19 protein-coding genes and 3 tRNA genes are annotated in these 22,305 nt (G+C 68.0%); 11 read left to right on the plus strand and 11 right to left on the minus strand.

Annotated features, from left to right (window positions below):
* Positions 1-65: 65 nt before the first annotated feature.
* Positions 66-1,196: a pyridoxal-phosphate-dependent aminotransferase family protein gene (locus A9A59_RS08120; protein WP_098503800.1), complete on the plus strand. Its 1,131-nt coding sequence runs from the start codon at positions 66-68 to the stop codon at positions 1,194-1,196.
* An 81-nt stretch (positions 1,197-1,277) separates the two neighbouring features.
* Positions 1,278-3,050: a phosphoglycerate dehydrogenase gene (gene serA, locus A9A59_RS08125; protein WP_165772589.1), complete on the plus strand. Its 1,773-nt coding sequence runs from the start codon at positions 1,278-1,280 to the stop codon at positions 3,048-3,050.
* Here the strand turns inward: serA and A9A59_RS08130 are convergent.
* A complete protein-coding gene (locus A9A59_RS08130; RefSeq protein ID WP_098503802.1) occupies positions 3,047-4,342 on the minus strand; it encodes an FtsW/RodA/SpoVE family cell cycle protein in 1,296 nt (431 codons plus the stop codon). The genes serA and A9A59_RS08130 overlap by 4 nt on opposite strands.
* Between A9A59_RS08130 and A9A59_RS08135 the strand changes: the two genes are divergently transcribed.
* Both A9A59_RS08135 and A9A59_RS08140 read left to right on the plus strand, forming a co-directional pair.
* On the plus strand, positions 4,328-5,638 hold the full coding sequence (locus A9A59_RS08135; protein WP_133117562.1) for a serine/threonine-protein kinase: 1,311 nt from the start codon (positions 4,328-4,330) through the stop codon (positions 5,636-5,638). The genes A9A59_RS08130 and A9A59_RS08135 overlap by 15 nt on opposite strands.
* 72 nt (positions 5,639-5,710) lie before the next feature.
* Positions 5,711-6,808, plus strand: a complete 1,098-nt coding sequence (locus A9A59_RS08140) for an LLM class flavin-dependent oxidoreductase (RefSeq protein ID WP_098504841.1) — start codon at positions 5,711-5,713, stop codon at positions 6,806-6,808.
* A 95-nt stretch (positions 6,809-6,903) separates the two neighbouring features.
* Here A9A59_RS08140 and A9A59_RS08145 read toward each other — a convergent pair whose 3' ends face one another.
* From A9A59_RS08145 to A9A59_RS08160, 4 genes are all read right to left on the minus strand, one after another.
* On the minus strand, positions 6,904-7,932 hold the full coding sequence (locus A9A59_RS08145; RefSeq protein WP_098503804.1) for an ABC transporter ATP-binding protein: 1,029 nt from the start codon (positions 7,930-7,932) through the stop codon (positions 6,904-6,906).
* The gene (locus A9A59_RS08150) at positions 7,916-8,917 is read right to left on the minus strand and encodes an ABC transporter ATP-binding protein (RefSeq protein ID WP_098504842.1); all 1,002 of its coding nucleotides are present in this window, start codon (positions 8,915-8,917) and stop codon (positions 7,916-7,918) included. The genes A9A59_RS08145 and A9A59_RS08150 overlap by 17 nt, the downstream gene beginning before the upstream one ends.
* A 65-nt stretch (positions 8,918-8,982) precedes the next feature.
* A tRNA-Leu gene (locus A9A59_RS08155) sits at positions 8,983-9,067 on the minus strand.
* A 49-nt stretch (positions 9,068-9,116) separates the two neighbouring features.
* A tRNA-Lys gene (locus A9A59_RS08160) sits at positions 9,117-9,192 on the minus strand.
* A gap of 170 nt (positions 9,193-9,362) precedes the next feature.
* Between A9A59_RS08160 and A9A59_RS08165 the strand changes: the two genes are divergently transcribed.
* Complete coding sequence (locus tag A9A59_RS08165) at positions 9,363-10,289, plus strand: glycerophosphodiester phosphodiesterase (RefSeq protein ID WP_098503805.1); 927 nt, start codon at positions 9,363-9,365, stop codon at positions 10,287-10,289.
* Between the two features lie 108 nt (positions 10,290-10,397).
* On the plus strand, positions 10,398-10,583 hold the full coding sequence (locus A9A59_RS08170; RefSeq protein ID WP_098503806.1) for a Flp family type IVb pilin: 186 nt from the start codon (positions 10,398-10,400) through the stop codon (positions 10,581-10,583).
* Positions 10,584-10,595: 12 nt separating this feature from the next.
* On the opposite strand, the gene A9A59_RS14265 is transcribed toward A9A59_RS08170, so the two are convergent.
* On the minus strand, positions 10,596-11,540 hold the full coding sequence (locus A9A59_RS14265; RefSeq protein ID WP_133117563.1) for a hypothetical protein: 945 nt from the start codon (positions 11,538-11,540) through the stop codon (positions 10,596-10,598).
* 116 nt (positions 11,541-11,656) lie between these two features.
* On the opposite strand from A9A59_RS14265, the gene A9A59_RS08180 reads away from it, so the two are divergent.
* The 5 genes from A9A59_RS08180 (at position 11,657) to A9A59_RS08200 (ending at position 17,503) form a co-directional block, all read left to right on the plus strand.
* Positions 11,657-14,830: an AfsR/SARP family transcriptional regulator gene (locus tag A9A59_RS08180; RefSeq protein ID WP_098503808.1), complete on the plus strand. Its 3,174-nt coding sequence runs from the start codon at positions 11,657-11,659 to the stop codon at positions 14,828-14,830.
* 237 nt (positions 14,831-15,067) lie between these two features.
* Positions 15,068-15,631, plus strand: a complete 564-nt coding sequence (locus A9A59_RS08185; RefSeq protein WP_098503809.1) for a DUF5317 family protein — start codon at positions 15,068-15,070, stop codon at positions 15,629-15,631.
* Positions 15,628-16,617 carry a ketopantoate reductase family protein gene (locus tag A9A59_RS08190; protein ID WP_098503810.1) on the plus strand — a complete coding sequence of 330 codons (990 nt, stop codon included), beginning with the start codon at positions 15,628-15,630 and terminating at the stop codon, positions 16,615-16,617. The genes A9A59_RS08185 and A9A59_RS08190 overlap by 4 nt, the downstream gene beginning before the upstream one ends.
* 192 nt (positions 16,618-16,809) lie before the next feature.
* Positions 16,810-17,418 carry a hypothetical protein gene (locus A9A59_RS08195; RefSeq protein WP_098503811.1) on the plus strand — a complete coding sequence of 203 codons (609 nt, stop codon included), beginning with the start codon at positions 16,810-16,812 and terminating at the stop codon, positions 17,416-17,418.
* An 8-nt stretch (positions 17,419-17,426) separates the two neighbouring features.
* Positions 17,427-17,503, plus strand: a tRNA-Asp gene (locus tag A9A59_RS08200).
* Between the two features lie 80 nt (positions 17,504-17,583).
* On the opposite strand, the gene A9A59_RS08205 is transcribed toward A9A59_RS08200, so the two are convergent.
* The 5 genes from A9A59_RS08205 to A9A59_RS08225 all read right to left on the minus strand — a co-directional run bounded on the left by A9A59_RS08205 (position 17,584) and on the right by A9A59_RS08225 (position 22,209).
* Positions 17,584-18,435: an SDR family NAD(P)-dependent oxidoreductase gene (locus tag A9A59_RS08205; RefSeq protein WP_098503812.1), complete on the minus strand. Its 852-nt coding sequence runs from the start codon at positions 18,433-18,435 to the stop codon at positions 17,584-17,586.
* A gap of 57 nt (positions 18,436-18,492) precedes the next feature.
* On the minus strand, positions 18,493-19,092 hold the full coding sequence (gene gmk, locus A9A59_RS08210; protein WP_098503813.1) for a guanylate kinase: 600 nt from the start codon (positions 19,090-19,092) through the stop codon (positions 18,493-18,495).
* Positions 19,089-20,381 (minus strand): 3-phosphoshikimate 1-carboxyvinyltransferase, encoded by a 1,293-nt coding sequence (gene aroA, locus A9A59_RS08215; RefSeq protein ID WP_278286844.1) that lies wholly within the window; start codon positions 20,379-20,381, stop codon positions 19,089-19,091. The genes gmk and aroA overlap by 4 nt, the downstream gene beginning before the upstream one ends.
* Positions 20,382-20,383: 2 nt before the next feature.
* Positions 20,384-21,421 (minus strand): prephenate dehydrogenase, encoded by a 1,038-nt coding sequence (locus tag A9A59_RS08220; RefSeq protein WP_098503815.1) that lies wholly within the window; start codon positions 21,419-21,421, stop codon positions 20,384-20,386.
* A gap of 92 nt (positions 21,422-21,513) precedes the next feature.
* The gene (locus tag A9A59_RS08225) at positions 21,514-22,209 is read right to left on the minus strand and encodes a site-2 protease family protein (protein ID WP_098503816.1); all 696 of its coding nucleotides are present in this window, start codon (positions 22,207-22,209) and stop codon (positions 21,514-21,516) included.
* Positions 22,210-22,305: the final 96 nt, after the last annotated feature.

The following is a 22,305-nucleotide window of genomic DNA, read 5'->3' on the forward strand; positions in this document are numbered from 1 at the left end:
GATGCAGACAGCGAGTTCGAATATGCCGATGGAATGCCCGTCCATCTTCGATTGACCCATCGCCGATGACCGCTGACGATGAACGCACCACTTCTCCGGAGTTGACTGTGAACCTGCGGATCCCCGGCCCAACGCCCTGCCCAGAGGAGGTTCTCGCGGCGGGTGCGCGGCAGATGATGAACCACCGCGGCCCCGAGTTCGCGCAGATCCTTCGCCGTGTCACCGATGGCCTGAACTGGGTCTTCGGCAGTTCGACCGATGTCCTTTCGTTCACGACCTCCGGAACCGGCGGCCTCGAAGCCGCCATCGTCAACACCCTCAGCCCGGGCGACCGCGTGCTCTCGGTCTCCATCGGCTCCTTCGGCGACCGTTTCAAGTCGATTGCCAAGGCGTACGGCGCCGATGTGGTCAGCTACGCCACCGAATGGGGCGAAGCGGCCGACCCCGCCGTCATCGCGCGGATGCTCGACGACGATCCGTCGATCAAGGCCGTCCTGGTCACTCACAACGAAACCTCGACCGGCGTGACGAACCCGCTCGAAGCCATCGCCCGCGAAGTCCGCGCCCGGGACCGGCTCATCCTCGTCGATGCCGTCAGCAGCATGAGCTCAATCCCGTGCCCGGTGGAGCGCTGGGGGCTCGATGTCGTCGTCTCCGGGTCGCAAAAGGGCTGGATGGTGCCGCCGGGCCTTGCCTTCGTGTACATGAGCGAGCGCGCCTGGGCCGCCAACGCCGAGGCGAAGATGCCACGCTTCTACTTCGATGCAGCAAAAACGCGTGACTCGCTTGCGAAACTCCAGAATCCGTGGACCCCGGCCATGTCGGTCTACTACGCACTCGACAAGGCGTTCGAGCTGATGCGCGCCGAGGGGCTCGAGGGGATCTTCACCCGCCACGAGGCGGTCGCGAACTATACCCGCGAACGCGTGAAAGCCATGGGCCTGAAGCTCGTCCCAGTCGATGAGCGGTACGCATCGAACACCGTGACCGCCGTCTGGTGGCCGGAGGGTGTGGACGGCAAGGCGATCAGCCGCCGCGCCCGCGAGGAGTTCGGGGTCGTTCTCGGCGGCGGCCAGGGCAAACTCGAGGGCAAGATCTTCCGCGTCGGGCATCTCGGCTGGGTGCATCAGGCCGATGTCGCTGAGGCGCTCGACGTCGTCGAAAAGCTTCTCGCTGAGGCTCGCGCCCGGGTCTAGCTGCACCCGCGCGGCCCTGCCTCCGGGCCCGGTCATGCAGTTTGCATGACCGGGCCTTCGTCATGCATACTGCATAGCGCCATGACCCCCGAACAGTTCATCGCCGAGCGTAACGCGCTTGGCCTCTCGCAAAGCGCTCTCGCCGAGGCCCTCGGCGTCGACCAGGGCACTATCAGCCGCTGGGAAGCCGGCAAGACCCGCATTCCGCCCGCCATCGAACTCGCCCTTGCCACCCTAAAGGAGAAGCTGCACCCAATGACCGCCCCTCGCCGTCCCCGCGTCCTCGTCGCTGACCCTGTCGCACCGGAGGGTATCGAACTGCTGCGCCGGGTGGCCGACGTTGACGTGCGCACCGGCCTCCAGCAGGACGCACTCATCGCTGCCATCCCTGACTACGAGGCCCTCGTTGTGCGCAGCGAGACGAAGGTCACCCGGCCGGTCATTGAGGCCGCATCGAAGCTCCAGGTCGTCGGCCGCGCAGGTGTCGGCGTTGACAACATCGACCTCGACGCCGCCACCGAGCGGGGCGTCATCGTCGTCAACGCCCCCCAGGGCAACACCATCGCGGCGGCTGAGCACACCATCGCCCTCCTCCTGGCGCTCGCCCGCCACATCCCCCAGGCAGATGCATCGATGCGCGCCGGCAAGTGGGACCGGAAGAGCTACATCGGCACCGAAGTGCGCGGCAAGACCCTCGGCATTGTCGGCCTCGGGAAAATCGGCTCCGAAGTTGCGCGGCGGGCCGTTGCCATGGAGATGCGCGTCCTCGCCGTCGATCCCTTCGTGCCGGTCGAGCGGGCGCGCGCGCTTGGCGTTGAATCAGTCGATTTCGAGCAGCTCCTCATGCTTTCCGACTTCATCTCGGTTCACCCGCCGCTCACCGCCGCCACCCAGGGGATGATCGGCGCTGCCGAGATCGCCCGGATGAAGGACGGCGTACGCATCATCAACGTGGCCCGTGGCGGCATCATCGATGAGGCGGCGCTCGCCGAGGCGGTCCGCAACGGTAAGGTTGCCGGCGCCGCGGTCGATGTGTTCACTGCCGAGCCGCCGCCACCCGATAACCCCCTGCTCGGGGACCCGCGCATTATCACAACTCCGCACCTCGGCGCCTCGACCGCCGAAGCGCAGGAGCGCGTTGCCATCGATGTGGCCGAGCAGATTATCGACGTGCTCGAAGGGCGCCCTGCCCGGTACGCCGTCAACGCCCCGCTCCTCGCCCCCGAGACGCTGCAGGTGGTCGGCCCGTACATGGGCGTCGCCGAGCAGCTGGGCATGGTCGCTACCCAGCTCGTGACCGGCAAGCTGGAGGCGATCGAAATCGAGTACTACGGCGAGATCACGGAGCATGACACCACGCCCCTCCGCGCGGCCGTCATCCGCGGCCTGCTCCGGCCCATCAGCGAAGAGAACGTCAACATCGTCAACGCCCACCTCGTTGCGGCCGGGCGCGGCTGGGATATCCGTGAGACGACGCGCGCGTCCCACGAGGTCTTCCACAACCTCGTCAGCGTCAGGGTTCGCACCACCCAGGCCGAGGTCGCCGTCTCCGGCACGGTCGAGCGCGGCCAGCCGCGCATCGTTCTCATCAACGGGCTTGATGTCGACATTGCCCCCGAGCGCGGGATGTGCATCATCGTCTGCGACAACGAGGACCGGCCCGGGATGATTGGCCGCGTCGGTACGCTCCTCGGGCAGTTCGACATCAACATCCAGTCCATGCAGGTCGGCCGCCGGGCGCGCCGGGGGAGGGCACTCATGCTCATCGCTGTCGATGAAGAGCCCACGCCGGACCAGCTGGCCCAGGTCGAGGCGATCGACGGCATCTACAACGTCCGCCTTGTGCGCCTTTAAGGGGCAGGCGAAACCGATTCTGCCCTGGCGGTGTGCGAAAGTCCCAGAAGCAGCCCGACCAGGCCGAGGTTAACCACGAGGCTCGACCCGCCGTAGCTGACGAACGGCAGCGTGATGCCTGTCGTTGGGATCAGCCGCAGGTTGCCGCCAATGATGACGGCCGCCTGGATTCCGACGAGCAGCGCAACCGCCGCCGCGAGCAGCCGGCAATAGCTATCGCGTGCCTCGGCAGCCACCCGCAGCCCGGCGTGCAGCAGCGCCAGGTAGACCAGGGCGACGCCGGCCGCGCCGGCCATCCCCAGCTCCTCGGCAACTGCAACATAGACATAATCAGTCGATGATGCCGGGACCACGTCCGGCATCCCCCGGCCGAGGCCGATGCCCAGGATCCCCCCGGCGTTGATGGCATACGTCGCCTGGAGCGACTGGTAGCCGGACCCCGCGGGGTCAGCCATGGGGTCAAGCCAGGCGTCGATGCGCGCCTGGACGTGCCCGAACGCCGCATATCCGATCACCCCGGTTGCGACGACCAGCCCGGCGCCGGCGGCGGCGAACGCCACCCTCCCGGTAGCAAGGTACACCAGCGCCACGGCCAGCAAGAGCAGCAGCGCAATCGACCCGAGGTCGCGGAGCAGCGCCAGCGCCAGGATGGCCCCCGCCAGGACGAGCGCCAGCGGCAGCACGTAAACCGCACCCGGCACGGCCGCACTGCGAACCCTGGGCAGCGGCCGGCTGAGCGCACCGCCGGCGTCCGCGAGGTAGCCGGCAAGGAACAGGACGAGGAACGCCTTGATGAACTCGGTGGTCTGCACCGACTGCCCCGCAACCCGCACCCACAGGCGGGCACCGTTGATGGTCTCCCCGAAGAGGCCGGTCGCAACAAGCACCAGCACTGCCAGCAGGCCGCTCGTGTACGTCAGCGAGCGGAGACGGTTGGGCATGCGGCCGGCTGCCAGCCCCATCGTGAAGGCGGCAAACCCGACAGTGAGCCAGTTCGCCTGCTGCGATGCCGAAGCCGGCGCCAGCCGGCTTACCATCACGATGCCCAGCAGAGCGACCAGCGCGACGAGGGGCAACGGCTCGGGCCGGGCCCGCGGCGCAACCAGGCGCGACGCAGCGTGCATCCCGATCACGCAAAGCGCTGCCTGCGTTACGATGCGAGCCATGCTCCCGGGCAGCTCAAACCCGGCGGCCGCGAGCGACCGCCATCCGATCCCGAGCAGCAGCAGCGGTCCGGTGAGGAGCGCGAGCTCGACCGCCCGTTCCCGGGAGAACGCGTGCCGGAGGATCACCTGACGCTCTCAGCAGCGGACATCATTGAGGGACGATACCGCCTCGAGCGGCTGCTCGGAACCGGCGGCATGGCCGAGGTCTGGCTCGCAGAGGACCTCCGTCTCGGCCGCTGGGTCGCGGTCAAGGCGCTCCACTCCGCGCTCACCGAGGCAATCGACCCCGAGGCCGTGGCTGCCTTTGAGCGCGAAGCCCGCGTGGTCGCCCGGCTCCAGCACCCGAACATCGTCGCAGTGTACGACGCGGGTGAGTTCGCCGGGCGCCGCTACATCGTGACCGAATACGTCCACGGCTACACGCTGCGCCAGCTCATCGCCACCCAGGGCCGGCTGACTGAGCGCGAGGTTGTGCGGCTTGGCCGCCAGGTGGCATCTGCGCTCGCCTACGCCCACGCACAGGGCGTCGTCCACGGCGACGTCAAGCCGGAGAACATCCTGCTCAATGAGCAGGGCGTCGCCAAGCTCGCCGATTTCGGCGTGGCCGAAACGCTCGGGCGCACCCTTTCGCCGGCGATGGCGAACGACATCCTGGGTACCATCGCCTACCTCGCCCCGGAGGTGATCCAGGGCGAGCGGCCCTCGCCCGCAGCCGACCAGTACGCCCTCGCGCTCACCCTTTACGAGGCTGCCGCGGGTCGCCTCCCGTGGTCGGGGGTCAGCCCGGCCGCCGTCGCCGGGCAGCGGCTCGCTGCGCCCGCCCCTCCGCTCCGGCGGTTCGCGCCCGGTGCGTCCGCCGCTCTCGAAGCCGTCCTGGCCCGCGGGTTGGCGATCGAACCGGCTGCCCGCTTTCCGGGTATGGAGACCTTTGGAGCAGCACTCGCCGGGGTCAACCCTCCTGCTGCCGCAGGGAGCGCGCCTCCTTCCGTGCCGCCGGGCCGGCCACCGCGGCTGCGGGGGCATCCGACCGCCAGGGTTCCGCGAGGGTCCGCCTCGCCGCACCGCGGGCGCAGCGGCCCGGCCTGGTACACCGTTCTGGCAGTGACCGGCGTGGTCCTGTTCGCAATCGGCCTGGGTGTTCTCGGAGCCGCCCTGATTACCGGAGATGAACGCCCCTCCGGGCCGACCCCGGTCCCCACCCCGGTCCCGACGAGTGTGCCGGAGCCGACGGCGACCCCGACGCCGCGACCCGAGCCGACAGCCACGCCCACCCGGGAGCCGTCCCCTGTCCCCTCTCCCTCGCCGGCTCCCTCGCCGAGCCCGACGCGCACACCAGCGACAGGCACCCCGCCGCCGACGTCCACCCCGACCGGTCCTGCGGGGACCGTGACCCCAGTGGCGACCCCCACGCCAACACCTTGACGTCTGTCAAAAATTCGCATCACCAGTATTGAACACGGCTATCGTGTGCTAGGCTCGCCGGCGGAGGTGACCATGCAACTCGGACTCTTCATGATGCCTACCCATCCGCCGGAGCGCTCTCCATACGACGGCGCCCAATGGGACCTGCAGATGATCCGGTGGGCCGACGAGCTGGGCTTCGACGAGGCCTGGATCGGCGAGCACTTCACGGCCATCTGGGAGCCTGTCCCCGCACCGGACCTGCTCATCGCGCAGGCCCTCCTCCAGACCAGCCGCATCAAGCTGGCGCCGGGCGCGCACCTGCTCCCCTACCACCACCCGGCGGAGCTCGCCGCGCGCGTCGCCTACCTGGACCACCTCGCCCGGGGGCGATTCATGTTCGGGATCGGGTCGAGCGGCCTGCCCTCCGACTGGCACCTCTTCAACGTGGACGGTGCGGCCGGTGAAAACCGCAGGATGACCGCCGAGGCCCTCGAGATCATCCTCCGCATCTGGGAGGCCGAGGGCGAGATGCGCTACGAAGGCCAGTACTGGACCGTGCACGTTCCCCCGCCAATGGTTGATGGCCTGCTCTACCACCACCTCAAGCCGTTCCAGAAACCCCACCCGCCGATCGGCATCGCAGGGTTGAGCCCCCGCTCAGATACCCTCAGGCTGGCCGGCGAGCGAGGCTTTATCCCCATGAGCCTCAATCTCAGCCCTCACTACATCTCCACCCACTGGGAGGTGTACGAAGAAGCCGCGCGAGCGGCCGGGCGCGACCCCAACCGTGCCAGCTGGCGCATCGTTCGCGAGGTGTTCGTCGCTGAGACGGATGCCGAAGCCCGGCGCTGGTGCCTCGAAGGGAACATGGGGCGGCAGGAGCGCGAATACCTGCTGCCCCTCTTCCGCGCGTTCGATTTCGCGCAATGGATGACGTCCGACCCGAACGTCTCCCCTGCTGACCTCACGCCCGAGTATTTCGTCGACCACGGCTGGCTGGTCGGTTCGGTCGAAACGGTTACCGAAAAGCTGCTGGAAATGGACCGCCAGGTGGGCGGCTTTGGGACGCTGCTCGTCCTCGGGTTCGACTACGCCGACCAGCCCGGGCCGTGGCGCCAGTCGATGGAGGTCCTCGCCCGCGAGGTCATGCCGCGTGTGAACCGGGCGCTCCAGCCTGCGCCCGCCTGATACTGCCTCGTCCTGCCGGTCGCCGGGCAACCAGAAAGGGGGCTCCACCATGGAGCCCCCTTACGGTGAGGTCAGCTCCGCACAATCTTCCGACGCTACACCCGGTGACACCAGACCCAGTGCTCGCGATCGGCCGTGCCCACGTTCCGCCACTCCGGGCGCCGGGCGCGGCACTCGTCGATAGCGATCGGACAGCGCGTGTGGAAGACGCAGCCGGGCGGTGGCCGCAGCGGGCTCGGAACGTCGCCGAGGAGGATGATCCGCTCGCGCTTCCGCTCGACGTCCGGGTCCGGGATCGGGACCGCGGAGAGGAGTGCCTTGGTGTACGGGTGAAGCGGGTTTTCAAAAATCGAGTCCCGGTCCGTCAGCTCCATCATGTGACCGAGATACATGACGCCGACCCGGTCCGAGATGTGCCGGACGACCGAAAGGTCGTGGGCGATGAACAGGTAGGTCAGCCCGAATTGGTCCTGCAGGTCCTGCAGCAGGTTGATGATCTGGGCCTGGATCGACACGTCGAGCGCCGAGACAGGCTCGTCGCACACGATGAAGTCCGGCTGCACGGCAAGCGCGCGGGCGATACCGATACGCTGGCGCTGGCCGCCCGAGAACTCGTGCGGGAACCGGTTCGCAAAATACGGGTTCAGGCCAACCGTCTGAAGCAGCTGCTGCACCCGCTCCTTCTTTTCCTTGCCGCTCGCCAGCTTATGGATGGTCAGTGGCTCGCTGATGATGCTCCCCACGGACATGCGCGGGTTCAGGCTCGCGTAAGGGTCCTGGAAGATCATCTGCATCCGCCGGCGGAAGCGGCGCAGCTCCCCGCCCTTCACCTTCGTCAGGTCGGTTCCGTCGAAAATCACCGACCCTTCCGTCGGCCGGATCAGCTGGAGAATGGCTTTGCCGGTCGTGCTCTTGCCGCAGCCCGACTCACCCACGAGCCCGAGCGTCTCGCCGCGTCGAATTTCAAACGAGATATCGTCCACAGCGCGGACGTCGGCAACCTTCCGCTGGAAGATGATGCCCGAAGTCACAGGGAAGTAGACCTTCAGGCCATCGACCTTGACGAGGGTATCGCCGATGGCGGCGCGACCCTGCCGTGCGGTGGAGCTAGTTTGCTGCGCCAACGGGCACCTCCCGGCGGACACGTTCAGATTCCCAGCAGGCGGCGTAGTGCTTCTCGCCTACGAGGTTGAAGGGCGGATACTCTTCGCGGCAGCGGTCCACCCGCCACGCGCAGCGCGGGTAGAACGGGCAGCCCGGCGGGAGATGCGCGAGGTCCGGCGGAAGGCCTTCGATCGGAATGAGCTTCTCTTTGCGCCGCTCATCGAGGCGCGGCACGGAGTTGAGCAGCCCGACCGTGTACGGGTGCTTCGGATTCCGGTACAGCTCCACCGCGGAGGCGGTCTCGATGACCCGGCCCGCGTACATCACATTCACCCGGTCGGCGTAGCGTGCCACCACGCCGAGGTTGTGGGTGATGATGATGACCGCCGTCCCGAACTCCCGGCTCAGCCGGTTCATGACTTCGAGGATCTGCGCCTGGATCGTCACGTCAAGCGCCGTCGTCGGCTCGTCGGCGAGGAGCAGCTTGGGGTTGCAGCTCATCGCCATGGCGATCATGACGCGCTGGCGCATCCCACCCGAGAACTGGTGCGGGTAATCGTCCAGGCGGCGTTTCGCCTCAGGGATGCCGACCATTTCCAGCAGTTCCGCGGCGCGGTCGCGAGCCGCCTGGCCGTGGAGGTTCATGTGAAGCTCGAGCGTCTCCGTCAGCTGGCGCCCGATGGTGAGGACCGGGTTGAGCGAGGTCATCGGCTCCTGGAAGACCATCCCGATCTCATTGCCGCGGACCTTCCGGATTTCGTCCTCGTCGAGCTTCAGGAGGTCGCGCCCTTTGAAGATGATCTCGCCGGAGACGATTTTGCCGGGCGGCTGCGGAATAAGCCGAAGGATCGAGAGCGCCGAAACGCTCTTTCCGCACCCGGATTCCCCGACGAGCCCGAGGGTCTCCCCCTCTTCGACCACGTACGAGGTGCCGTCGACCGCCTTGACGACGCCCTCCTGCGTGTAGAAATACGTGCGCAGGTCTTTGACCTCGAGTAGCGGCATCCCTTCTCCTTTCGCGCCCGGCATTGCCGGCAGTGACCGGTACTCGCCGCCCGGCTGAGCTCGAGTGGTGGGGAAGAGGAGACTCGAACTCCTACGCCTTGCGGCACATGATCCTAAGTCATGCTCGTCTGCCGATTCCGACACTTCCCCACGAAGTGCCCGGGCGGCCCCGTGGCTGCCCGGCGGTCGTACAGGGAGCTGGTGAGCCGCGGAGGACTCGAACCTCCAACCGGCTGATTAAGAGTCAGCTGCTCTGCCAGTTGAGCTAGCGGCCCCCTCAGGACGCGCGGGAGTATATCACGGGCCTTTCGCGTCGCGGCAACTCGCGACGTGCCGATACCGCTGCCTTTACGTTACCTCGCCCCGCTATCCGGGTCCAGCATCCCGCCCGGGTGGGTGCGGCATTATCCTCGTTCGTTAACCCCCGCCGGCGTAGGCTGCTACCGTGGACGGCGACGACGAAGGGTTGCGGCGCGCATTGCTCCCCGGGGTCGCGGGCCGGCAGCGCACCATCTGCTGCCATTCCGCCACGCTCTCCGGAGACCACGCCCCCAACTCGCTCGAAGCTGTCCAGGAGTGTGTTGCCGCCGGCGTTCCACGCCTCGAGGTCGATGTCCGCTTCGCAGCGGACGACGGCCTCGTCTGTTTCCACGACGCGTCGCTCGATGCGCAGACCACCGGCGCTGGCCGTATCGCCGACCACACCACCCTGGAACTTCGCGCGCTCACCTATCGCTCCGCCGGAGAAAGTCTTGCGCTCCTCGAAGAGGTCGTCGATGCAATCCGGGGCTCGTCGACCATGCTGCAGGTCGACCTCAAGCTGAGCCGCCCAATCTCGCCGGACCGCGTCAAGCGGCTCGAGCAGGCCCTCGCCCCCGTTGCGTCGCAGGTGGTCGTCGGCTCCCAGTCACCCTGGAACCTGCGCAAGTTCTCGCGTGTCCCGGTTGCCTTCGACCCGACCCTTTTCCTCAACTACACCCCCGGCCGGCGCCAGGCGCCGTATCCGCGCCAGCGCGGAATTCATGGCTTCTGGGACGATTCGCCTCTCGCCCGCAACCCATACACAACACCTCAGGATTACCTCGAAGCCCGCTTAGAAGAGCTGCGCGGTCTCGTACCGGCGGCCATCGAGTGGATGGTCGACATCGGGACGGTGCTCCGTATCGCCGACCTGGGCATTGCGCTCGGCGACGAATTGGCCCGGCACGGCATCGAACTCGCTGCATGGACGCTGCAGGAGCGCGATCCGGTGCAGCCGACGCTCGAGCGGCTGTGGGCCGCCGGCGTGGCCACGGTTATCACCGATGTCCCGATTGCGGTGGCGGCAGCGCTCCGGGCTTACTCCGCCCCGGTTGATGTAAACCCCAGGTAAACCGGGTTCACGGCTGCGTTACGCAATCTCTCCCGGCCCCGCCCGGCTCCAACCGTCGGGAAGGGCCGAACTTCTTTGCAGGGAGAGACTACCCGGGGGGTTGCCTGCATGAAACGACTCGCTACCTGGCTCGCTGCCCGCTCCGCTGCGCACGCCCGCGAAGAAGGGCAGGGACTGGCCGAGTACGCCCTCATCCTCGCTCTCATCGCCCTCGTGTGTGTCGCTGCCCTGGCGACGCTCGGCCAGGCCATCGCGAACTCCCCCGGGTTTACGGTGCTCCCCGGCTCCCTGTAGCTCATCCCCGAGTCAGAGCAGGATCAGTCCGCAGTTGGCCATGGTGCCGGCGACCCAGGCCGGCCCGCCGTCAAGTACACGCAGCGAATTGACGTACCCCGGCGCCCCCGGGATGTACCTCCGCCACTGCTCCCCGTCGAACCGGTACACCGCCGCGTAACACCCCGAAGCCCTGGCGAGCACCTGCTCGACCGGCCCGGCTGGAAGCATCACCAGGTTCCACCCCTGCCAGATCGTGACTGACGCGCCGTCGCCCCGCGGGCCCGGTGTGGGCGTGGGTGATGGTGTCGCGGTGGGCGTTGATGTCGGCGTCCGGGTCGGAGTCGGCGTCGAGGTGACGCTCGGCGAAGCCGGGGGCAGGGTCACTGCTCCCGGGCACGGCTGGTTTGCGGGGTACTGCGCGATCACGATGACCCAGGCAACCCGCCGGCCGTCCGCGCTGGATGCCCTGGCTGCCCCAACGCATTTGAACGGGAGCGACGACGATGGCGTTGACGCCCAGGCTCCGCTCCCCGGATAGGTAATGTCCGCTGCCGCCTGGGCCGCGCTGATGACCAGCGGCTGGCTCGCCGCGTACGCGCGGATGCCTTCGCCGCTCCCGTACGCGTAAGGCGTACCTGACGAGGTCGTGCCCGAATAGCCGCAGTCGAGGGCCCGCTGCGGCCAGGAGCGCCCGAAACCATCGGTGTGGCCGCCCGGCGCGCCGTTGTCGACCTGCCACTGCGCGAACCATGCCGCGGCGGCGTTCAGGGCGCCCGAAACCTGGAGCGGCGTCGACGGCGAGACGCGCTGGTCCCGCCAAGCCTGCACGAGCTGGATGAACTGCGTCTCCTCGGCGTCGAGGGCGTCGTGACTTGTGCCGCAGGGGCCCGCCGCCCTGGCCGGTGCGTGGAGGGCGGCAGCGGCAGCGAGCAGGGCCGTCCCGGCAGCGAGCGCAGGCAGAAACAACCATCGCATGGGCATCACCAACAGCGGGGGCGCTGGCGCTCTCACCATAACACCCGGTTGACGATCAACGTCAACGGAAACCGTCTGGCGACCCGCCGTTTGCCGGCGTACCATTGCGCAGGAACATGACGGCAACGCTCACGACCTCGACGCGGCCCCGCGCAAACCCCGGTGGGCGGATTGCCGTTCCTCGCCTCCCGCGTCGTCTCGTCCCAAGGCCGCGCCTTGTTGGCCGCATCCAGGAAGCGATAGGCAATGGCGTCATTGGGGTCATTGCCCCGGCGGGCTACGGCAAGTCGACGGCCGTGGCCCTCGCGCTGGAGGAAGTCGACTACGAACCGCGATGGGTGTCGCTCGACAGCACCGCCCACGCGCCCGAGGCGCTCGCCCACCAGCTCGGCTGCGCGCTCTACCGCAACCGGCTTGCTCCCCCTCCGCCGACCGCCCTCCGGCTGAGCGACCTGCAGGCATATATCGGAGCCGCTGTGCACGACGTCGCCGCATCGACGCCGCGCCCGATCCTTCTCGTCATCGATAACGTGCACGAACTCGCCGACTCGCACGAGTCCCTCCATCTCCTCGGCTGGCTCATCGAGGCGATGAGCGATGGACATGAGGTCGTGCTGGTCGGCCGCGAACTCCCGTTCCTCCCGTCGATAAACGAACGGGTCGCGACCGGCGAGGTAACGGTCATCGATGCCACCGTGCTCGCCTTCTCGGCCGATGAGGTCCGGGCCGCCATCGATGTCACCGGCGCCAGGGCGGACCCGCGGCACGTGCTCGAGCAGACCGGGGGCTGGCCGGTTGGCGTGATGGCGACCCTTGCCGGTGATGCCGTCCCAGGGGTTTCCCCCGCTGATTTCCATCGGTACCTCGCCAGCGAAGTCTGGTCCCGCGTCCCGGCCAACCTCCGCCAGATGCTTCACCGCCTGGCGCTTCAACCCTCGATTGAACGCTCCTTCGTCGAAATCGAGTTCGGCCTCCGCGCCTGGCGGGACCTCGTCGCGTGGCTGAACCGGCGCGACTTCCTCTGCGAACACCTCTCGGCCCGGGAGTTCCGCCTGAACCCGCTCCTGCGCCAGTTCATCGCCGACGACTTTGCTGCCACCGACCCCGAAGGATTCCAATCGGCCATGGAGGGCGTGCTCTCCTCCCTCACCAGGATGGCGCGGTACGCCGAGGCGGTGGAGATGGCCCGGGTCCAGGGCACGGAGCTGCAGCTCGCCGACCTGCTGACCCGCTACGGGCACCACCTGATCATTCGCGGCTCCTTCTCCCTCCTGAAGGAAGCGTTTGCCTCGCTCGGACATGCCACGCTTGAACGGTCTCCTCTCCTGCATGCCCTGAAAGCGCGGGTCGAAGCCCACATCGGCGACCCCGATGAGGCGCTTCGTCTCGCGGCGCAGCTGATTGCCGCACCGGGGGCGTGTGGCCCGGCCCGCATCCATGCACACCTTGCCCGCCTGCGTGCTCTCCGCCTCCTCGGCCGACACGAGGAACTGCTTGCCGAGGCCGAACATCTCCGTGCCATCGACTGGTCCGGCGATGCGGCACTCCGCGCCGAAGTCGTTTTCCAGCGCGCCGAGATAGAGCTCAGTGTTACCCGGAACTTCCAGCGCGCCGAAGAGCTCCTCCGCCTGGCTATCGATGAGGCCGAGCGTCACCAGGTCTCACCCCTCGACCTGCTCGCCCGTTCAACGCTCGGCCAGGCCCTCGCCATGCACGGCGACGCGCCCGCAGCGGTAACGATGCTGACTCGTGCGGCCCAGGGCTGGCGTGCCCTTGGGCGCTCGTCCAATCTCGGCTGGACCCTGAACAACCTCGGGATGGCGCATCTCGACGCCGGTGATTTCCGGAGCGCCGTCGCCGTCCTCGAAGAGGCCGTGGCCGAAGGCATCGCCTGCGGCAACCGCCGGAACGTCGCGTATGCTACCGGGTCCCTCGGGGATGCCGAACTCGCCCTCGGACATTTCCGCAAGGCGCAGGAGCACTTCGAGGAGGCTATTCGCATCTGCGCCAACGAGGCCCTCGACGAGACACTTGCAGCGCTCGCCATTGCTGGCCTGTCTGCTGCGTACCTTGGCCAGGGCGACCTCCAGCAGGCCGACTTCTTCGCGCGCCGGGCAATGCTCGTGGCGCTCGCCTCTGGCAACCCCTACGAAATCGCGTACTGCCGGCTTCGCCAGGCCGCCGTCGATCTCGCGGCCGGGAACGCCGCCTCAGCTGTCTCCCTGGCCCGTGAAGCCGCCGAGGCGTTCGAGCAGATGGACGTCGCGCCGATGGCGGCCGCCGGCTGGTATCGGGTGGCCATGGCCCAGTTCCGCGCGAACCGGCGCGCCGAAGCCCAGGATTCACTCGCGAAGTGCGCTGAAGCGATCCGCCAGCCGTGGATGACGCAATCCCTCATCCCGCTCGTCCGCGAGAACCCGATGTTCGCCCAGTGGGCTGCTTCCCGCCCTGCTGCAGGTCGCTGGTTCCGCGACATCCTCGAGCGACAGAGCTTCCTCGTCAGCGGCGATGCCGCCGAACCCGAGCCCGAGCCCGGCACTGGCCGGTTCCCACGCGTGGTGGCGCGGAGTCTTGGGCGCGTGGCGGTCACCGTTGGCGGGCGGCAGGTAAGCGACGAGCAGTGGGCCAGCATCCGTGCGAAGGAGCTGTTCTTCCTTCTCCTCGCGCACCGCGATGGCATCCGCAAGGAGCAGGCGGTTGAAATGCTCTACCCCGAGCTGCCGCGGGAGAAGTGCAACTCTGCCTTCCACTCCAACCTCTACCGGGTCCGGCGTGCTCTCTACCAGGATTGCGTCATCAAGCAGGACGGTGCATATCTCCTGAACCCTGAGGGCCAGTTCGAGTGGGACGTCGAGAAGTTCGAGGCTGCCGTCGAGCGGGCCCACCGGGCGCAGCCGGGCAGCAAGGAGCGGGCCCTCGCCTTCCAGGAGGCGCTCGAGCTCTACGAGGGTCCGTTCGCGGAGGTGTTCGAGTCCGAATGGGCGGCGGGGGTGCGCGCGCGCCTGCACGAAGCGGCGCACGCGTCCCTTGCTGCGCTCGCCGGGTACTTCGCCGCGCGGAACGATTTCGAGTCGGCCGTTCTCTGCCTCGAACGCATCCTCCGCAACGATCGCTTCAACGAAGAGGCCGCCTACGAGCTTGCCCGCTACCGGAGCCGCGCCGGGCAGGCGGTCCAGGCGCTGCATTTCATCGACCAGTATGCCGAGCTGTACGAGCAGGAGCTGGGCGAGCCCCTGCCCGAGCGCTTCTTCGAGCTGCGCGCTGCCATCGCGGCCGGCGTAGCGGTGTAATCCCGGGCCGGCTGTGCAGCTCGCGAGAATTTCGCGATAACCGGGTGCTTACCTTCGGGCCCGACAACACGGTCCTGGAGGAACCCGCTCGTGACTCGCCGCCTCGTTTCCCTCGCCATCTCCGTTTCGGCGCTCGCCATCATCGCCCTCGCTGGCGCGGCCCCCTATCAGTCCTGGTAGTCCGCGGGGGTAACGGGGCCCCTGCAGCCGGTCAGGAAATTCGCGACAATCGCCCGCATGAAACGCCATGCGGGCGATTTGGCTGTCCTCGGGGTCGCTGCCGCCATCTTCCTCGCCCAGCAGCTCGCCATCTCGTACATGCCGCTCGACGGCGCCGCCGGAGCCGCCCGGCGGCTGCTCTTCCTCGTCACCACCATCGCCCTTGCTGGCCTTGCGCTTCATTTCCGCCGCTTCATCGGTGCCTGGCTCGTTGCCGCCGGCATCCTGTTCAACCTCATTCCGATGATGGCTCACGGGGGAGCGATGCCAATCGATTACGCCATCATCGAGCGCTCCGGCGCCTTCCCGGAAGTCACCGAAGCTGACATCGGGCGCCAGACCAACCACGGGAAAGACATCGTCCTTCGGCGCGACGAAATCCGCTTCTTCTGGCTCTCCGACCGATACATCGTCGACCTGCCGCTCTACGGGACCAACATCTACTCCCTGGGCGACTTTGTTCTTTTCGCCGGGCTGGGCCTCATCGTGCTGCAGGCGGCCTTCGAGGCGCTCCGGCCGGCCCCGGTTCCCCGGCCCGCGGCCGATCTGCCCCCCGACCACGCCGGGGGAAGCGAGCGGTGACCCGCTTCGTCGTCTATGGTGCCGGCGCCGTCGGAGGGACCATCGGCGCCCGCCTGTTCGAAGCCGGGCACGAGGTGGTCCTCATTTGCCGCGGCAGTCACCTCGATGTCATCCGCTCGGAAGGCCTGCTGTTCCGCACGCCGGAGGGCGAACGGCGGCTGCGCATCCCTGCTGCGGGAAGCCCCGCAGAGGTGGCGTGGCGCGCTGGCGACGTTGTCCTCCTGTGCATGAAGACCCAGGACACCGCGGCCGCACTCGTCGAGCTGGAACGATGGGTCGGCTGCCGGGTTCCGGTAATATGCGCCCAAAACGGCGTCGAGAACGAGCGCCTCGCAGCACGCCGGTTTACCGATGTCTACGCAATGCTCGTCGCGCTCCCGGCCGTGCACCTCGAGCCGGGAGTCGTTGTCGCCTCTGGAGCGCCGCTCAGCGGCTGCCTCCACGCTGGGCGCTACCCCCGGGGCACCGACCCGCTGATTCGCGCTGTTTGCGGCGCGCTCGACGGTGCCGGCTTCCGCAGCGAGGCCGTCGACGATGCCCTGGCCCTCAAGTACCGCAAACTGCTGCTGAACCTTGGCAATGGGCTCGACGTCATCCTCGGGACCAGCTCCTGGGGTGCAGGGGGCGAGGTCGGCGAATTCCTTGCCCTGCTGCGCGCCGAAGGCGAGGCCTGCTACCAGGCTGCCGGCATCCGCGCGGTTTCCCCCGCCGAATACGCCGAGCGTGTCACCCGCCATTACCGCTCGGTAACGGTCACGGGCGAAGGCCGGGCCGGGAGTTCGACCCTTCAGAGCGTGCTCCGAGGGCACACCGTCACCGAAGTCGACTACCTCAACGGCGAGATCGTCCTGCTCGGTGCGCTCCATGGCGTCCCGACCCCGGCGAACCGCCTCGTCCGGGAACTCGCGACCCGGATTGCCGCCGCCGGGGGCGACGGCCCGCACGCCGCCATCGGCGACCTTCGGCGGATGCTCGCCGGAGGCTAGCCGCCAAATCCACGCGGCGCCCATGCCTCGTACAGGTGCACAGCGCCGCCGAAGACCGTGTACGATGCCGACGGCGCCCGTCGCCCGGTCTCCACGCAAGACTGTCAACGACCGACGGCAAGTACGGGCTTTGGCCCGGGCTGGGTCGTGGGCCTCAAAGCGAAACTCCATGCGCTGTGGGTAAGTACCGGGATGAGCATCGCCGACCTCCCTGGGTTCGAAGACTGGCTCGAGGGGCTTCTCGGACCCGACCACGGCCGGCGCCTCGCAGCAGTCGGTGGCGAACGTATCGTCCTCTCGAAAGTTCCGCCCGGGCTGCCCGGGTCCGTGCTGGATGCGGTCGAACGGGTCCCCGCGCTTTCGTCTCCCGGAGCGCTCCAGCTCCTCGCGCCGGAGGGCGTCGGCGGCGTTCGTGCGTGGCGTGCCGCCGCTGACCGCGCGCTCGAAGACGCCCGGCACTCCGGTGCGATCGATGATGACGGGTTCGCCGCCATCCGCATTGGCATCGATGCGGTCGAGGCGCTCCTCGCGTCCTGCTGCTGGACGGATGACGGCAGCCCCGGCTGGGCGCCGGGCCCCGCCGAGCGGGCGGCCCTCGCCGAAGTGTCTGCGCGGCTTGCTCCTGGCCGCGATAGCCTGTTCACGCGCTACTACGGCGAGTTCGAGGGGCGCCCGGTTGAGTCCCACTGCCCCGGTGCACCCGTCGCCCGGCGCATCTTCGACGCGGCCCGTGAGGTCCTCGAAGCCAGCGTTCCCGGGGCAAACTCGGCTTGCCCGGGAGCCGGCGCGACCGTAACATGAGCGAGTCTGGCCCCGTGGTGTAGTGGTCTAACATGCCACCCTGTCAAGGTGGAGATCGGCGGTTCGAATCCGCTCGGGGTCGCCAGGTCAGCCGCACAGGAGCCCGGGAAAGCCCGGGCTTCTTCGTGCTCACCAGCAACGCTGCCCATTGCTCTGGCGCGAGTGCTACCCCAGCCGCTGGTGGCCCGGCTCGGTCTCCCACGGCGGGGCGATCTGATGGTAGCCGCCGCCTGCAGTCCAGCCGCCGTCCACGTACAGGATGTGCCCGGTCACGAACTTCGAGGCATCCGAAGCCAGGTAGATAATCGCTCCCTCAAGGTCCTCCGGCTGGCCGAGCCGCCCCATCGGCGTTCGGGAAATCGCGTGGTCCCGCGTGCCCGGGGTCGATTCAAAAACCTTGCCCATCAGCTCCGTGCCGTCAAAGTACGACGGCGCGATGGCGTTCACCCTGATGCCTTCCCGTGCATACTCCAGCGCCAGCACCCGGGTGAGCGCGTCGACGCCGCCCTTGGCCGCGTGGTAGGACGCTGCCCGGAACTCGCTTCCAACCCGCCCAAGGATGGAGCTGATATTGATGATGACCCCGCCAGTGCCCTGCGCCAGCATCTGCCGGGCAGCGAGGCGGCAGCCGTTGATGGTCGCAAGCAGGTCCAGCTCGACCACGGACCGCATCCGCTTGAAGCTGCCGAGGTCGTGCCGCAGGCCGGAGCGGTCGGTGTAGCCGGCATTGTTGACCATAATGTCGATCCGCCCGAACCGCTCGACGGTCCGTTCGAACAGCCGCTCGAACTGCTCCTCGTCGGTGATGTCCGCCGGGTACGCCTCGGCCTCAACGCCGTATCGCCGCAGCATCGCAGCGGTTTGCTCGATGAGCTCCTGTCGCCGCGCCGTGACGACGACATTCGCCCCGGCCCGGGCGAGCCCCCGCGCGAAGGCTACCCCAAGCCCGCTCGACGCCCCCGTCACCAGGGCGACTTTGCCGTCAAGGCTGAACAGCTGGGCGAGCGCAGGGTCCATCGGTGCGTCTCCGGGTGCAGGGGTTGCGCGGATCTTACGTGCCTTCCCGAGGCGGGGTCACCCGATGAGCCGCGCGGGCGGCCGATTCGGATTCGCCTTCTCCCGCCGGATGATTTCTGCAATCTCGTTCACCGTGTCCTGGAGCCGCCCGTGCCGGTTAATGACGACGTAATCATTGTTCTCGATGTCGTCGAGCTCGTCTTCGAGGGCCGCGATGCGCCTGGCCAGGCTCTCCGCATCCTCACTGCCGCGCCCGAGGAGCTGCGCCCGAAGCGCCTCCCTGTCCTCCGCCATCAGGAAGATGAACACGGCGCCTTCGAGCTTCTTCCGCCACGTCCGCGCCCCCTGGACGTCGGTGCGGATAATGACGTCCCGGCCCTCGGCGAGCGGACCTTCGATTTCCGACCGCTCCAGCCCCTTTAGATCGCCGTACACCTCCGCCCATTCTGCGAACTCGCCGTTCGCAATCTTCTGGCGAAACTCGGCGTCGCTGATGAAGTAGTAGTCGACGCCGTGGCGTTCGTCGTCCCGGGGTGCGCGATTGGTCGAACTTGTGGCCCGGTGGATGCCGAGACGCTTTTTCAGCTCGGCAATCACGGTGTCTTTGCCAGCACCGGAAGGACCATGCAAAACAACGACGAGCGGCTTGTCGCTCATCCCGAGACTGCCTCGCTTGAAGTGGCCGTCCGGAGGTCGTCCCAGAACGTCCGGTAGGAGACGCCCACCGCATCGTCGAGCACTTCCGTCTCGCCCTCGGCGAGGCAGCCGGCGATTGCGCCCAGCATGCCGATGCGGTGGTCGCCGTGCGCATGGACGCGCGCTCCACGGAGCCGGACCGGGCCATCGACTTCGAAGCCGTCCTCGCGTTCCCGGATTTCGGCGCCGAGCCGCCCGAGCGCATCGACGACGGCCTTCACGCGATCAGACTCCTTGACCCGGAGCTCAGAGGCATCTCGTACAACGGTTGTCCCTTCAGCGAAACACGCCGCCAGCGCCACGAGCGGAAGCTCGTCGATTGCCCGCGGGACGAGCTCACCGCTGACCGACGTCGCCCGGAGCTGGCTCGACCGCACGACGATGTCGGCGACCGGCTCGCCCCCGGAGGTCCGCTCCTCGACCAGTTCGAGGTCGGCCCCCATCGCCCGCAGGATGTCGAGGATGCCGGTCCGCGTCGGGTTGACGTTGACGCCTTCGAGCACGATCTCTGCATCCGGATGGCACACGCCGAGCACCAGCCACGGCGCAGCGCTGGAGATGTCCCCGGGCACCCGGACCGATACAGCGCTCAGCCGCTCTGCCGGCCGCACCCGGACCGTCAGCCCGTCGATCGCCAGGGGCGCGCCCATCGCGGTGAGCAGTCGTTCGGTGTGGTCACGCGAGCGGCTGGGCTCGGTGATTGCGGTCTCCCCCTCGGCGTAGAGCCCCGCGAGCAAAACGGCCGACTTCACCTGTGCGCTTGCGACCGGCGAGTGGTAGGCGATTCCGCGGAGACTGCCCCCCTTGACGACGACCGGTGCGAGAGTATCGCCCCGGCGAGCCGCCAGGCTCGCTCCCATCGCCCGGAGCGGCGCAATGACCCGTCCCATGGGCCGAGACCGGAGCGAGCTGTCTCCCGTGAGGACTGAAAGGATCGGATGCCCGGCGAGCAGGCCGAGCAGCAGGCGCATCGTCGTCCCGCTGTTGCCGCAGTCGAGGACGTCCTCGGCCTCGAACAGCCCGTGAAGCCCCTGCCCGGTCACGTGCGCAACCTGGGAGCCTTCCGGCCACTCGATCGGCACGCCGAGGGCCGCGAGGCACTGCGCTGTCGACCGGACGTCATCGGAATCGAGAATCCGCTCAATGGTTGCCCGCCCGGTTGCGACCGCGTTGAAGATGAGCGCCCGGTGCGAGACCGACTTATCGGGCGGGACGTGAATGGTGGCCCGCACGCGGGCCGGCCGGCTCACTCTCACAGCCGGTCGTCCTCAATGCCAAGCTTGCGCTTGAGGTCAGCATCATCGCGCGGTGTGGCCGGTAGCCGCTCGGTGGTCTCCTTGATCTTGTCGTAGAGACCGCCCACGAACATCCGCCCGATGGCGTCGCGGGCCGAGGGCGGCTCGATCCCCTCGGGGCGCCGCCGCTGCGGCGGGTTCTGGATGAACGTATCCCGATCAAGCTGCGTGGACTTGAAAAGGTCGAAGACTGGTTCCGGCCCGGCTTCGAGCGCCGCCCTGATCGTGGAGAGTTCCTGCTGGAGCCGCCCGATCCAGTGGAGAACCGCCTCACGATTCGTGAGCATGATGTCCCGGGCCATGGTCGGGTCGCCGCTCGCGAGCCGGGTGACATCCCGGAAGCCCGGGCCTGCCAGGAGTGCGGCATCTTCCCAGCCCTGGCTGTCGCGCACCATGCGGAAGAGCGCGACCGATGCGAGGAGCGGCACATGACTGACGGCGGCTGCGTACTGGTCATGTTCTGCCGGGTCGATGTACAGCGGGACTGCCCCGAGCGCTTCGACCAGCCCGAGGACGGCCTGCACCGCGCGCTCGTCGGCACGCGGTGACGGGGTCACGGCCCACGTGGCCCCTTGAAAGAGCGTCGCAGAGGCCGCCTCCGGTCCGCTTTTCTCCCGCCCGGCCATCGGATGGCCGCCAACAAAGTGCACGTTCTCCGGGAGATATTCGGCCGCCCAGCGCATCACCTCCGCCTTGGTGCTGCACACGTCAGTCACGACGGCTCCCGGCACCAGGTAACGCCCGACGTCTTCGAGGATGCGTCGCGCTGCCATCACCGGCGTGGCAACGATGACCATCCCTGCCCGGTCGACGGCCTCCTCCAGTGACCCGACCTCGCGGTCGAGTGCTCCGAGCTTCTTCGCCGTCCGGGCGTGGCTGCGGTCGCGGTCGACGCCCACAATTTCGTAGTTCCGGTTCGGCCGCGCTGCGAGGCCAAGCCCGATCGAGGCGCCGATGAGGCCGGTGCCGATAATGGCGATGCGATTCTCAGCCATGGAACCCACCCGCGAACGCGCAGGCCGTGCCTCCTGCCGCTCCCTGTAGGCTACCACAACGGCGGTTCTCGACGGTTCCCCTGGTCGCGCCGTCAGCTGCCGACGATGACCCGGAGCACGTCGTCATATACCAGCCCAATCAGCCAGCCGAGCGGGCTGAACCCGGTCAGAAAGCCGAACGCGATGAGTGTCATCAGGATGCCCGGGCCCCAAGGTGCGAGCTGCTCGAGCGCCTGCGCGACCTCGCGGGGAGCGATGCCGGTGACCACTTTGAACCCATCGAGCGGCGGGATAGGAATGAGGTTGAAAATCCCCAGCAGCACGTTCAGTGTGATGATGAACGACAGGAACAGCCAGAGGTAATCCTCGCCGGAGCCCCGCCGGATGACGGCTTCGATGCTTGGAAAGGCGGTCTCGACGAGCCCGAAACGAATCGGAATCGCCGCCAGCGCCGCGAAGAAGAAGTTCGAGGCCGGCCCCGCAAGCGCAACCAGCGCGAACCCCTGCCGGGGCCCGGTCCGCAGCCGCCAGGGGTTCACCGGGGTCGGCTTGGCCCACCCGAACCCGAAGAGGAGCAGGAGCGTCGATCCGACCGGGTCAAGGTGGGCGAGCGGATTGAGCGTCAGTCGGCCGTTCCGCTGCGCCGTGTCATCACCCAGCTGGTAGGCGGTCCAGGCGTGGCAAAACTCATGGAACGCGAGGCCGGTGAGAATCGCGACCAGCCACGCCGCAACGTAGACGAAGAAAACTGCAGGGTTGTCCTGGAGCGCGTTGAGATACCAAATCATCAGGCGAACGCTAGCATACGGCAGGGCTACACTGGCCGCCGTCAGGAAAACGTTGTGGGAAATCCGCATTGACGGGACCGGGGGCCCTTGTTACGT

The sequence above is a fragment of the Tepidiforma thermophila genome (assembly GCF_002563855.1).
GTDB classification, from domain to species: Bacteria; Chloroflexota; Dehalococcoidia; order Tepidiformales; family Tepidiformaceae; genus Tepidiforma; species Tepidiforma thermophila.

What these genes read in the sequence shown, in the direction of transcription:
- A9A59_RS08170 (WP_098503806.1), top strand. Translation starts at nt 10,398, where the DNA reads ATGAAACGACTCGCTACCTGGCTCGCTGCCCGCTCCGCTGCGCACGCC.
- A9A59_RS08140 (WP_098504841.1), top strand. Translation starts at nt 5,711, where the DNA reads ATGCAACTCGGACTCTTCATGATGCCTACCCATCCGCCGGAGCGCTCT.
- A9A59_RS08225 (WP_098503816.1), bottom strand. Translation starts at nt 22,209, where the DNA reads ATGATTTGGTATCTCAACGCGCTCCAGGACAACCCTGCAGTTTTCTTC.
- serA (WP_165772589.1), top strand. Translation starts at nt 1,278, where the DNA reads ATGACCCCCGAACAGTTCATCGCCGAGCGTAACGCGCTTGGCCTCTCG.
- A9A59_RS08150 (WP_098504842.1), bottom strand. Translation starts at nt 8,917, where the DNA reads ATGCCGCTACTCGAGGTCAAAGACCTGCGCACGTATTTCTACACGCAG.
- gmk (WP_098503813.1), bottom strand. Translation starts at nt 19,092, where the DNA reads ATGAGCGACAAGCCGCTCGTCGTTGTTTTGCATGGTCCTTCCGGTGCT.
- A9A59_RS08180 (WP_098503808.1), top strand. Translation starts at nt 11,657, where the DNA reads ATGACGGCAACGCTCACGACCTCGACGCGGCCCCGCGCAAACCCCGGT.
- A9A59_RS08120 (WP_098503800.1), top strand. Translation starts at nt 66, where the DNA reads ATGACCGCTGACGATGAACGCACCACTTCTCCGGAGTTGACTGTGAAC.
- A9A59_RS14265 (WP_133117563.1), bottom strand. Translation starts at nt 11,540, where the DNA reads ATGCGATGGTTGTTTCTGCCTGCGCTCGCTGCCGGGACGGCCCTGCTC.
- A9A59_RS08220 (WP_098503815.1), bottom strand. Translation starts at nt 21,421, where the DNA reads ATGGCTGAGAATCGCATCGCCATTATCGGCACCGGCCTCATCGGCGCC.
- A9A59_RS08185 (WP_098503809.1), top strand. Translation starts at nt 15,068, where the DNA reads ATGAAACGCCATGCGGGCGATTTGGCTGTCCTCGGGGTCGCTGCCGCC.
- A9A59_RS08205 (WP_098503812.1), bottom strand. Translation starts at nt 18,435, where the DNA reads ATGGACCCTGCGCTCGCCCAGCTGTTCAGCCTTGACGGCAAAGTCGCC.
- A9A59_RS08195 (WP_098503811.1), top strand. Translation starts at nt 16,810, where the DNA reads ATGAGCATCGCCGACCTCCCTGGGTTCGAAGACTGGCTCGAGGGGCTT.